Genomic DNA, 11,517 nt, shown 5'->3' with positions numbered 1-11,517 from the left:
CGACCATGACCGATACCGACACGCCCGCACTAGCAAGCTAAAACCCCAAACGAGAGGAAAACGCCGTTACACCACTACAAGGGACTTGACCCTGACCGACGCAGACTCCTGCGGCGTGGCTGACGCGGACTCGGACGCCGTCACCGTGGGGCTCGGCTCCGGCGCCGGGCTCTCGGTCACGGTGCTGTTCGAGGCGCAGGTTCCGAGCACTAAAGTGCCGGCAGCCAGCGCGGATAGGGCCCAACGAACACGCGACCGAGTCATGTCTCGTCCCTCCCCTTGTGCATCGGGCGCCGACGCGCCCACGTTTTTCTTGGGTCTACAGTAGCGCCCGAAAACGCCAAAGGCGGCCAGGAGATTGCTCTCCTGACCGCCTCTAGCGTTGGTCACGCCCGCAGGCGCGTTCGGTTAGTTGCTGCGACGACGCACCAGCACGATGCCGGCGCCGATCAGCACGAGTGCCAGCAGCGCGATGCCGATGACCTCGGCGCCCGTGATAGGCAGGCCGGGCTTGCTCGGATCACCCGGCAGACCGGGCTTGCCGTGATCGCTCGGAGCCGGGGTCGGCTCCGCCGTCGGGCCGCTCGTGGGCTCTGCCGTCGGGGCCGGGTCGGTCGGATCCGGGGTCGGCATCGGGTCCGTCGGGTCCGGCGACGGGGTCGGATCAGTGGGCTCCGGCGTCGGCTCACCCTTGATGACGAGCGGCTTGATCCCGACGATCACCGGGTCGTGATCGGAGGAGCGGAACTGATCCGGTGCGTACAGCTCCTTGATGTTGGAGTTGTGACGCGAGTATTCGAGCAGGATCGACTCAACCGAGTTGATGTTCCACACGGTCGCACCGGTCACCATCTCGAGGGCGTCCTCGTTGGCGAGCACGTGGTCGAGCGAGCCGACCTGACCGCCGAACAGGTAGGTCTTTGGCAGCGAGAACTTCTCACCGAGATCGGTGTAGCCCGCCTTGTAGAGCACCTGCAGCGGGTCTTCCTTGGTGTAGGCGTTGAAGTCACCCAGCAGGAAGACGGGATGTTCGCTGCCAGCAACCCAGTCCTTCAGCGCGGTCGCCTGCGCGATGCGATCGGGGTTGGCCTTGCCCTGGTTCGTGCCATCGTCGACGCCGGAGCCCTTCGACTTGAAGTGGTTCACGACGGTGACGAAGGTGTCGACGACGGTATCGCCCTCGTCGGACTCCACGTTCTTGATCTGCCACGTCTGCGCGAGCGGCTGGCGGGCGTTGTGGAACGCGGCATCGGTGAGGATGCGCGAATCGCCCTTGGGCTGCACGAACTCCGGCTGGTAGATGTAGGCGGTACGGATGACGTCCTCGCCCTCCGGCACGCCGGCCGGCGACGGGACGAACGCCCACTTGGCCGAGCCCGCATCGGCGTTCAGCGCGGCCACGAGCTTGGACAGGGCCTCATCGCGGTTCTTCGACTTATCGACCGAGGAGTTCGCTTCGATTTCTTCCAGCGCGACGACGTTCGCGGTCAGCTTGTTGATCGCGGCGACGATCTTGGTCTGCTGGCGTTCGAATGCGGCCTTGGAGTAGGCGCCGCGCACGGTGCAGCGGTTCGCCGTCGTCGGGTTGCCTTCGCGGTCGGAGTAGAAGCGGCAGCCGGCCTCGTCTTCGCCGAGGTCGGTGAAGTAGTTCAGCACGTTGAACGACGCGAGACGCACCTGGCCACCGACGTTCTCGGGGGCGCCCGTGCGCGTGTTGGTGAAGGTCACCGGCTCGCTCGCCTTATCCGCGCCGTTGACGGGGTGGATCGGCTGGTAGTTCCACTGGTCGAAGCGGAAGTCGAGCAGTACGCCCGAATCCTTGAAGTTCACGGGGCCGCCCACGCGCGCATCGCCGGTGAGGTCGATGTACGGCTGCGGGACGTCCGTGACGTTGCGGAAGTTCGTCGTCGCGCCATCATCGAGCGTGATCGTCATCGTGGTCTTCAGCGCGTCCTGGGCGGCCCACTCTTCCGGGTTCGTTACGGGGTTGTACAGCTCGCCCGGGTGGACGATCGGCGTCTTGCCGTAGGCGAGCTTCAGCGAACCGTAGTTCGTGATGTTCTGGTAGTTATCCGACACGACGTAGTCGCCCTGCGGCGCCACCAGCATGCCTTCGTAGGCTTCGCGGATATCCGCATCCGAGGTGAACGTGAACGGCACCGGGGCGAGGGGGGCTCCGGCCGTGCGCTCGACGACGGTGATGTCCTTGAGCTGGGTCATCTGGTAGAACTCGGTGACCGTGCCGCGCAGGGTAACGCGATCGCCGACGGCGAGATCGCCGCCGGGCACGGAGAGCTTCGGTGCGTAGATGAAGAGGCCATCGGAGGCGTCGGCCGCGGTGCGGGCGGTGCGCTTGGCGTTTTCGTCCATGATGTAAAAGCCGTTGAAGCCGCCGGTGAAGTGGGTGCCGGTGACGACGCCGGAGACCGTGACCTGCTGGTCAACGAGCGGCGAGGCAGCTCCAGTGCCCTGGATCTGGGCGATCGTCACGGGCTCCGTCGGATCCGGATCGGGATCCGGACTCGGCTCGGGGTCCGGGTCGGTGCTCCCCCACGGCACGGTGCCGGGGGTGACCTCGACGTTGAACGTGAAGTCGACGGCGTTATTGTCCGTGTCGGTCGCACTCGTGCGCGCGATCGCGCCCGGGTTCGTGTTACGGCCCGTATACTTCGCGGCCGCGGTCTCGAAGACGTTCGCGGTGCCGTAGCCGACGAAGTCGATGACATGTTCGGGGTCGACGACGCCGGCCTCGAGGGTCAGGGGCGTCGTCGTGTCGGCGAGGATCACGACGCCATTCGTGCCGCTCAGAGCAAGGTTGCTCGTGGCGTTGACCGGGGGAAGGTCAGCGCCATTATCGCCATTCGAGTTACCGGCGATGAGGTAGGTGGCACCCGGCTTCAGCTCGCCGCTGAGGGGAGCGACTTCGCTGGCCTTGGGACCGTTCGACGAGCGGTACTGGACGGACTTGCCTTCGAGGCTGACCGGGTCCTTACCCGCGTTGTAGATCTCGATGAACTTGTTCTTGAACGGCTGGTTCTTGGAACCGCCACGGGCGTAGACCTCGGAAATGATGAGGTCCTTGGAGGGGGCCGCTGACGCGGGAATCGCTGCGAGGCCCACTGGCACAGCCAGGGACGCTGCCGCGACCAGCGCGAGCGCGGATCGATATTGCTTCACGGGAAAATACTCCTGCGGATGGTAACTGGCATTCCTCACGATTGTAGGCACAGGAAAGCAAACTTTGGATGAACCGCGCAGCGTTGATCTTCCGGCCTCCGATTGAAGGTGCACGACAGCGCCATTAACGCGAGGATAGGATCACAGGTAGGCGCCACCGACGTAGATGATGAAGGAGTGACCCACGTGAGTACTCAGGGAACCAATCCTGCTCCGGGAACGAAAAAATCAATAGGAGAGCTGGTCGCTGACATCTCCGAGAAGTTCTCCGGGCTCGTCCGCGACGAGATCAAGCTTGCCCAAACCCAGCTGACCGAGAAGGTCTCCAAGCTCGGTGCCGGTGGCGGCATGCTCGCAGCTGCGGGTGTGCTGATCGCGCTGTACTCGGTTCCGGTGCTCCTGTACTCGGCGATCCACGGGCTCGCCCACGCGGTGCCGCTGTGGCTGTCCGCGCTCATTATCGGACTGGTGCTCGTGCTGATCGCGGCCATCATCGGCTTCATCGGGTACAAGAAGCTCCAGGCCGCCAAGGAAGTCACCAGCCCCGATCCCGTTGGCGGGATGAAAAAAAATATCGAGGCTGTCAAGAAGGGACTGCACTCATGAGTGAGCAGAAGGATTCTCGCTCCGCCGACGATATCAAGCGGGACTTGGAGCGTAAGCGTCAGGAACTGTCAGATTCCGTCAATGCGCTGGCCGACCGGGTGAGCCCGAAGGCCGGCATCGAAAGCGCCAAGGCCGGCTTCATGTCGGTCGCGAACGATGCTTCCAAGGCCGCCGTGTCCGTCACCGACGACGCGACCCGGCAGCTGAAGCTCCTCGCGGATGACGCCTCGATGCACGCGAAGATTATCGTCGACGACGTCAAGCGCGGCGATGTGAAGACGATCGCGCTTGGCGGGCTCGTGCTCGCGGCCGCGGCCGGTCTCATCGGGCTGGCGGTCAAGAAGTAACCGCAGCCAGGCAAAAGAACAAAGCGGCCCCGAGATCCCGGGGCCGCTTTGCTATGCGTGGATAGGCCGCTGCATTAATGAGGGACGTCGAGGTGTTCATCGACCCCAAGCGAGCCGCAACGGCGCATGAGGTCTTCTACCTCGCTTAACCGAAACCTGCGATGGCCTCCCGCGGTGCGGACGACACCGAGTTTTCCCTCGTCGGCCCAGCGCGCCACTGTCTTGGCACGCACGCGAAAGAGCCGAGCGACTTCGCCCGGCGTCAGCATGGTTTCGCTCATGAGTTCACCCGCACTCATAGGTGGACCTCCTTAGCCAAACACCGTGTATTCCAGGCTAGGCGTGTCACACCCGACAAATGCGGGCCGATGGTCCCATGGGGGTCGCGGCCACGGCACGGCCGAGGTTCGTGTCGGCTCTCCGCCACGCGCGAACGAAAATGCTTTTTACACCGACGATTTTTCCCGACATCTCCCTAGTTTTTGCCTCCACGTGGCGTTCGCCATCTGGATGGGGAATAGCGTCACGGGGGCAAACATTGTACGGTTATGGCACGACACATGAGTAAAACCAAGGGGCCGCATCCGCTTGGATGCCGCCCCGCATCGACGTTGGAGGGGGTCACGCCATGGGGCGCGGCCGTCAAAAGGCCAAGCAGACGAAGGTTGCCCGCAAGCTGAAGTACTTCAGCCCGGAGACCGATTACGCAGCTTTGGAACGAGAATTATCGTCCGCCCGTCGCAGCAACGATGGCGCTGACTACGAGCACTACGAGGTCCCTCCGGCCACGGATGATGACTGGAGGGAATACCGCTAACCCCGGTATTCGCCCTGACCGCTAGTTGCCGAGCCAACCCGGAAGGCCATGCGCCCTCCGGGTTTTCGGCGTCCCATTTTCGCTCGCGCTGAGCGCCGGGGCCGCGTTGGGCTAGGCCAGCCGGTAGTCGTCGATCAGCTCGACGCTGCCACCCGCGACGCCCTTCGTGCCGCTGATATGCGTGCCCTCGATCGGGTCGTTGTCGTCGCCGATCTCGCCGATGACGAAGGAATCGCAGTCGTGCTCGGAGGCGAGGCGCTGCACGTCGTCGACACTGTCCGGATCGACGACGAGGGCCATGCCGATGCCGAGGTTGAGCGTGTTCTCCAGGTCCGCGACGGGCACGCCGCCCCACGCCTGCACGGCCGAAAAGACGGGCGGTACGAGCCAGGAGGAGCGGATGACGCGGGCGCGCAGGCCCGCGGGCAGGACGCGCGCGAGGTTCGCACCCAGTCCCCCGCCGGTGATGTGGCTCATTGCGCGGATGCCGTCGGTCTGCTCGAGCATTGGCAGGCAAATCGGGGCGTACAGGCGGGTGGGCTCGAGGAGTTCTTCGCCGACGGTGCGGCCGAAGTCCTCGTGGTGGTCTTCCAGGCCGACGTCGGCGTGCTCGAGCGTGGAGCGCACAAGCGAGTAGCCGTTGGAGTGCAGGCCGGAGGCGGCCAGGCCCACGACGACGTCGCCGGTGCGCACGCGATCCGGCCCCAGCATGGCGTCGCGCTCGACGACGCCGGTGACGGCGCCCGCGACGTCATACTCATCCTCGCCGAGCAAGCCCGGGTGTTCGGCCGTTTCCCCGCCGATGAGCGCGGTGTCGCAGGCCTTGCAGGCGTTGGCGATGCCGGAGACGATCGCGGCGATGCGTTCGGGGACAACCTTGCCGCACGCGATGTAGTCCGTCATGAACAGCGGGCGCGCGCCGATGACGACGATGTCGTCGATGACCATGCCGACGAGGTCCTGGCCGATCGTGTCGTGCTTGTCGAGGCGACGCGCGAGGTCGACCTTCGTGCCGACGCCGTCCGTGGACGTGGCGAGCAGCGGGTGGGTCATGCCCGCGAGTGCGCTCGCGTCGAACAGGCCCGCGAACGATCCGAAACCGCCGACGACGGCGCTGCCGTGCGTGGCGGCGACCGCGGACTTCATGAGCTCGACGGCCGCGTCGCCCGCCTCGGTATCCACTCCCGCGGCGGCATAGGTCAGTCCGGCATCAGCGCCGGGCGCGTTGTCACTCATGGGCGTCCTTTCGCACAAAATCCTGGGGCGTCGATGCCGGGTAGCGGCCGGTAAAGCACGCGGTACACAGCTTGTTTTCGGCGATCTGGGTCGCTTCGACCATCGCCTCGAGGTTGATGAATCCGAGCGAGTCTGCGCCGATGTTCTGGCAGATCTGCTCGACGGTGAGGCCGTTGGCGATGAGCTCGGCGCGCGTCGCGAAATCGATGCCGTAGAAGCACGGCCACTTCACGGGCGGCGATGAAATCCGCACGTGGACCTCGGCGGCGCCGGCCTCGCGCAGCATGCGCACGAGGGCGCGCTGCGTGTTGCCGCGGACGATCGAGTCGTCGACGACGACGAGGCGCTTGCCTTCAATGACCTCGCGGACCGGGTTGAGCTTGAGCCGGATGCCGAGCTGGCGGATGGTCTGCGTCGGCTGGATGAACGTGCGCCCGACGTAGGCGTTTTTCACCAGGCCCTGGGCGAACGGGATGCCCGCGGCCTGCGCGTAGCCGATCGCGGCGGGCGTGCCGGAATCGGGCGTCGCGATAACAAGGTCGGCGTCGGCGGGATATTCGCGTGCGAGCGCCTGGCCCATCGCGCGGCGCGCGGCCATGACGGACGTGCCCGCGATGCGCGTGTCCGGGCGGGCGAGGTAGACGTATTCGAAGATGCAGCCGGCCGGCTCGGGTTCCGCGAACCGCACGGAGCGCAGGCCGCCCTCGTCGACCATGACGAGCTCGCCGGGTTCGACCTCGCGCGCGAAGGAGGCGCCGACGATGTCGAGCGCCGCGGTTTCCGACGCGATCGCCCAACCGCCGGGCAGCCGCCCGATGACGAGCGGTCGCAGCCCGTGCTTATCGCGCGCGGCATACAGGGTATTTTCGTCCATAAAGACGATGGAAAACGCGCCGTGCAGGCGCGGCAGGATGCGCTGGGCGACCCCCTGCAGGCTCTCGCGCGCGCCCTCGCCCGCCTCGCCTGCCTCGCCGGGGCCATCCCCACCGGTCGCACCGTCGGCGCCGTCGGCCTCGTCGTGCGCGCGGTCCGCCCCGCGCAGCAGCGCCGTCATGACCGCGGTATCCGTCGACGAGCCGCGCCCGAACTCCCCGCGCAGGTCCGCCCCGTATTTGCGACGCACCTCGTCGGCCAACTGCGCCGTATTCGTGAGATTGCCGTTATGGGCGACGGCGACCGTGCCGGAGGCGGTGGGACCGAGCATCGGCTGGGCGTTTTCCCACGTCGAGGCGCCCGTCGTCGCGTAGCGGACGTGCCCGATCGCCATGTGGCCGGGCAGCGAGGATAGGGCCTGGTCGTCGAAGACCTGCGAGACCAGCCCCATGTCCTTATAGACGAGGATGGTGTGGCCGTCGCAGGTCGCGATACCGGCGGATTCTTGGCCGCGATGCTGCAGGGCGTACAGGCCGAAGTAGGTGAGGCGGGCGACTTCTTCGCCCGGAGCCCACACTCCGAAAACGCCGCATTCGTCGCGGGGGGCAGGGTCGTCCCCGCCAGGATCGAGGGAAAGTCTGCCGTCTGGGCGTCGCACGCGTCCAGTCTGCCACATTGTGGGCTGTGCTACTGACCGCCGTCGGGATCGGCGACGCGCTCCAGCTCAATCTTCCCGTTGGCGGGATCGGCAGCGACGACGCGCACGCGCACCGCGGTACCGGCCTCGAGATCGCCGCGCAGCGTGCCGCGGACGGCGGGCGTGCGCAGCAGGACGGTGCCGCGGCCTTCCTTCGCTTCGATCACGGTGCCGGTGAATTCTTCGCCAACGTGCCCCGTGAGCACGGCGGCCTCAACGAGGTCGATCGCGCTGCGCTCGTAGCGGTTCGCGAGCTGGCCGGTGCGCGCCATGATCTCGGGCAGGCCCGCGAGCCCCGCGATCGCCCAGGCGGGGACCGGCACGCCCGCGCAGTGGGCGGCACAGATCTCGAGGCCGTAGCGGTCGACGAGGCGCCGCAGCGGCGCGGTCACGTGCGCGTATTCGGCCGCAATCGCGGCGTGCGGATCGTCCTCGGTGAGCGGCTCATCGGGCGTGAAGACGTGGTAGCCGGCGCCGCGGAACAGCGTCGTCGCTTCGTTGAGGAAGGCGGCCGAGGCCGCGTCGGCGGACGACAGCGAACGCACAAAGTCCGGGTAGCCGACGTCCTTGGGCCACGTCAGCCCGAGCGCCGTCGCGGTATGTCGCAGCCGCCGCAGGTCGCGCTTGTCGGCCTCCGGCAGCGTGCGCAGGATGCCGACGCCGGCGTCGCGCATGATGCGGGCCGCGGCGATCCCCGTCGCGAGCGAGAGCTGCGCGTTGTACGACTCGACGGGCAGGTTCGCGCGATAGGCAAGCACGTAACCGTCGTCGGTCTCAATGACCTCCTGCGCGGGAATGTCGAGCGAGACGCCGCCACGCGCCGCCTCCCGCGCGATCCGCAGTTCGCCGATCTCTTTGAGCAGCGTCGCGAAATCCGCGGGCGTATCCGGGATCGGCTCCCCCGAATCGAGCGACTCTTGCACCTGCTCGTAGCTGAGCTTCGCGCGCGAGCGCACGAGCGCCACCTCGGCGCGCCACTCCGTCATCTTGCCGTCGGGCGCGAGGCGCAGCGTCCACACGTAGGCGAGGCGCTCTTCGCCCGGCAGCAGCGAGGCCGCGTCAGCGGAAATCACGTCGGGATGGAGCCCGACGACGTGCCCCGGCCCGTAGACGGACGTGCCGCGCTCGCGCACCTCGGCATCGAGCGCGCCGCCGGGCTCCACCATGAACGCCAGGCAGGCGATGGCGTAGCAGATCGTGTAGCCGCCGTTGTCCTCGCGGCGCAGGTAGGCGGCCTGGTCGAGGTCCATCGAGGTGGGCGGATCGACGGTGACGAAGGGGACGTCGCGCATGTCGAGCGGCGCGACGGCGGGGCGGCCGGAGGCGGCCTGCTCGCCGGGTGCGGGCCGCGGCTGGGCGGCGGTCTCGGCCTCGGCGAGGGCCTCGGGCGGGAAGTCCTCGCGGATCTCGAGCTCGGTGCGCAGCGCGGTGAGCGCGGCGTCGATCTGGGTGCTTTCGGCGGCGAGGAGGAACCGTCTGCGAGGCATTAGCGCTCCTTGTCGGTGCGGGAGTCGGCGAGCTCAGCATCGAGCGCCTGCAGCGACTTTTTGTCGATCAGATAGGCGACGAGCGCGCCCACCATCATCCCGCCGAGCCCCAGGGAGATCGTCAACAGCCAGAATGTGTTGGTCGTCGACAGCTGCGACCAGCCGCGCGTGGCGAGCGCGATGACGAAGGCGAGCACGGCGCCGGCGAGCAGCCCGGTGAGGATGAACCGGCCGTAGCGCGGTGCGGCGCGATGCACGACCTCGACGGGTTCAAAGGCCTTCGCAGGTTCGACTGCCCCCGGCTCCGGTCGTCGCTCGGTGTTGCTGACCATGTCACTCCTTGTCGAGGTACGGCACGTAAGCGCTGAGATCGGCGCGCGTTCCTGACCACTGTACGTCGCCCGATGCGCAGGCGTCCTGCCAGGAGCGCAGCCCCAGCGCGAGTTGCAGCCACACCTGCGGGCGGCATTCGACGACGTTGGGAGGCGTGCCGCGCGTGTGCGTCGGGCCGGCGATGACCTGCACCGCCCCGGCCGGCGGTAGCCGCACCTCGACCGAGCGCCCGGGGTGCAGGCGTTCGAGTTCTGCGAGCGCGTAGCGGGCGGCGAGGAAGAGGTCTGCGCGTGCGAGGGTGCCGGCGCGGGCGAATTCCGCGAGGGCGGCGCGGGCGCGCGTTTCGTCGAGTGCTCGGGCCATGCCGTCATTCTAGGAGCCAGCCCGACTACCGCAATGGCGCCGACAACGGCAGCAGGCGCGGGCAGTACGTTGTATACCACCCGCGCCCGCTGTGCGCGTTACCGGACTAGCCGGTCGTGCCTATCCGAGGACTTAGCCCTTGAATGCGGCCCGACGGCTCCCGGCCACCGCGAGGCCCGCGGCGACCATGAGCAGCGCGCCGAAGCCGAGGTGCTGCGTCTCCGCACCCGTGACCGGCATTTCCGGCTTGGGCTTGGGCTTCGAGGTCGGCTTCGGATCGACCGGATCGGTCGGCTTCGGATCCGGGGTCGGGGTCTCATCCTGGGTGATCGTGCCCTCGCGAACCGGGATCGAGTCACCGAGGTCCGTCTGGCAGATGAACGACAGCTTCTTGCCGGCGTGATCCGACAGGTCCGGAATCTCCGTCTTGATCTTGGCCTGGCCCGTCTCGTCGTAAGCATCGGTCACCGAGTTATCGATCGGGGCCTTTGCCGTTCCGAGGACGGTATCGTCTTCCAGCTTGAATTCACAGGCGAGCATGGTGGGAACCTTGCCCTTGCCAAAGGCTTCAGCGGAGAAGGACAGCGAGCTGAAGTCGAGTTCGATGGGCGTGCCCGACTCGACCGGCCCCTTCGAGAACTTGCCGTTGGCATCGTGGATGCCGATCGAGCGCTGCAGGTAGCTGGGGCTGAGCGGGTGATCCTTCGTCGCGACATTCTTCAGGTACTTGATCGTCGCGTCGAGGTCGATCTCTCCGGTGTCCTTGGTCGCCTTGCCCTTGAAGACGTGGAAGTTGTCGCCACCGCCAGCAAGGAAGGAGTTCGCCGCAACCTTGTAGGTCGCCTTCATGTCCATCTCGTTGCCATCGGACAGCCAGATGGTCTTGATGCGGTTGCCTTCCTCGGCGCCCGGATCGTAGGTGTAGAAGAAGCCGGAAATACCGAGCTTGAGGAATGGACGGTTCGGGACTCCACCATTCTCGTCACGCTGCCACTGCTGCTCGAGCAGTTGCTTGACTTCCGCACCGGTCAGTTCGACGACCATGAGGGTGTTCGCGAACGGCTGGACCATCGCGGCTTCCTTCTTAGTGATCGCACCGTCCTTAGCTGCGTCATAGAGCAGGTCGGCACGGATACCGCCGGGGTTCATCACCGCGATGTCAGCCTTGACCTGGGAGTCATTTGCTGCGGAAAGGTGCGCGTCGGCGGTCATGTTACCGATCGTCGACTCGCTGCCGCGGTTTTCTTCACCCTTGGCCGTCTTGCCACGCAGGAAGTCGGCCGTGATGTAGCCGACGAGTTCCTTGCCCTTTTCGTCAGAGTCGACGATCGCCTTGTCGACGATGGCCTGCACCGCAGGATCGGGCTCAACTCCCAGCTTCTTCACCTCGAGAATTTCCGACTTGGTGACCGACGGCTTGTAGAAGCCGGTCGCACCCTCGGGCTTAGCGTAGGACAGCGAGAGGTGAGCAATATTCTCGCCATACTGGCTCTTCACAATCGAGGGTGTAGTCGGGGTTTGAATCCGCCGGCCTCGAGGAGGCTGCGGGCGATGTAGTGGCTCAGGTTCCGGAAGCCCAGG

11 protein-coding genes are annotated in these 11,517 nt (G+C 66.5%); 3 read left to right on the top strand and 8 right to left on the bottom strand.

The window, feature by feature from the left end; translation table 11 throughout:
• Positions 1-408: 408 nt before the first annotated feature.
• Positions 409-3,177 carry an ExeM/NucH family extracellular endonuclease gene (locus BSZ39_RS10940; RefSeq protein WP_073717366.1) on the bottom strand — a complete coding sequence of 923 codons (2,769 nt, stop codon included), beginning with the start codon at positions 3,175-3,177 and terminating at the stop codon, positions 409-411.
• A 186-nt stretch (positions 3,178-3,363) separates the two neighbouring features.
• Between BSZ39_RS10940 and BSZ39_RS10935 the strand changes: the two genes are divergently transcribed.
• On the top strand, positions 3,364-3,783 hold the full coding sequence (locus BSZ39_RS10935; protein ID WP_073717365.1) for a phage holin family protein: 420 nt from the start codon (positions 3,364-3,366) through the stop codon (positions 3,781-3,783).
• Positions 3,780-4,130 carry a DUF3618 domain-containing protein gene (locus tag BSZ39_RS10930; protein WP_073717364.1) on the top strand — a complete coding sequence of 117 codons (351 nt, stop codon included), beginning with the start codon at positions 3,780-3,782 and terminating at the stop codon, positions 4,128-4,130. Before BSZ39_RS10935 ends, BSZ39_RS10930 begins: the two co-directional genes overlap by 4 nt.
• A gap of 74 nt (positions 4,131-4,204) precedes the next feature.
• Here BSZ39_RS10930 and BSZ39_RS10925 read toward each other — a convergent pair whose 3' ends face one another.
• Entirely contained in the window at positions 4,205-4,429 is a 225-nt protein-coding gene (locus tag BSZ39_RS10925; protein WP_073717363.1) for a BldC family transcriptional regulator, read from the bottom strand.
• Between the two features lie 329 nt (positions 4,430-4,758).
• Here BSZ39_RS10925 and BSZ39_RS10920 point away from each other — a divergent pair, with 329 nt between their 5' ends.
• On the top strand, positions 4,759-4,947 hold the full coding sequence (locus tag BSZ39_RS10920) for a DUF3073 domain-containing protein (RefSeq protein WP_073717368.1): 189 nt from the start codon (positions 4,759-4,761) through the stop codon (positions 4,945-4,947).
• 111 nt (positions 4,948-5,058) lie between these two features.
• On the opposite strand, the gene purM is transcribed toward BSZ39_RS10920, so the two are convergent.
• From purM to BSZ39_RS10890, 6 genes are all read right to left on the bottom strand, one after another.
• Positions 5,059-6,183, bottom strand: coding sequence for a phosphoribosylformylglycinamidine cyclo-ligase (gene purM / locus BSZ39_RS10915; protein WP_073717362.1), 1,125 nt, complete (start codon positions 6,181-6,183; stop codon positions 5,059-5,061).
• Entirely contained in the window at positions 6,176-7,732 is a 1,557-nt protein-coding gene (gene purF, locus BSZ39_RS10910; RefSeq protein ID WP_083603290.1) for an amidophosphoribosyltransferase, read from the bottom strand. Before purF ends, purM begins: the two co-directional genes overlap by 8 nt.
• 11 nt (positions 7,733-7,743) lie before the next feature.
• Positions 7,744-9,240, bottom strand: a complete 1,497-nt coding sequence (locus tag BSZ39_RS10905; protein ID WP_073717361.1) for an RNB domain-containing ribonuclease — start codon at positions 9,238-9,240, stop codon at positions 7,744-7,746.
• Positions 9,240-9,572, bottom strand: a complete 333-nt coding sequence (locus tag BSZ39_RS10900; protein ID WP_073717360.1) for a hypothetical protein — start codon at positions 9,570-9,572, stop codon at positions 9,240-9,242. The genes BSZ39_RS10905 and BSZ39_RS10900 overlap by 1 nt, the downstream gene beginning before the upstream one ends.
• Position 9,573: 1 nt before the next feature.
• Complete coding sequence (locus BSZ39_RS10895; protein ID WP_073717359.1) at positions 9,574-9,936, bottom strand: sterol carrier family protein; 363 nt, start codon at positions 9,934-9,936, stop codon at positions 9,574-9,576.
• Between the two features lie 132 nt (positions 9,937-10,068).
• Positions 10,069-11,433: a bifunctional metallophosphatase/5'-nucleotidase gene (locus tag BSZ39_RS10890; RefSeq protein ID WP_073717358.1), complete on the bottom strand. Its 1,365-nt coding sequence runs from the start codon at positions 11,431-11,433 to the stop codon at positions 10,069-10,071.
• Between the last annotated feature and the right edge of the window lie 84 nt (positions 11,434-11,517).

Source organism: Bowdeniella nasicola (assembly GCF_001907295.1).
Classification (GTDB): Bacteria; Actinomycetota; Actinomycetes; order Actinomycetales; family Actinomycetaceae; genus Bowdeniella; species Bowdeniella nasicola.
Note: the sequence above shows the minus strand (reverse complement) of the source record. Positions and strands in the feature narration are given on the sequence as shown.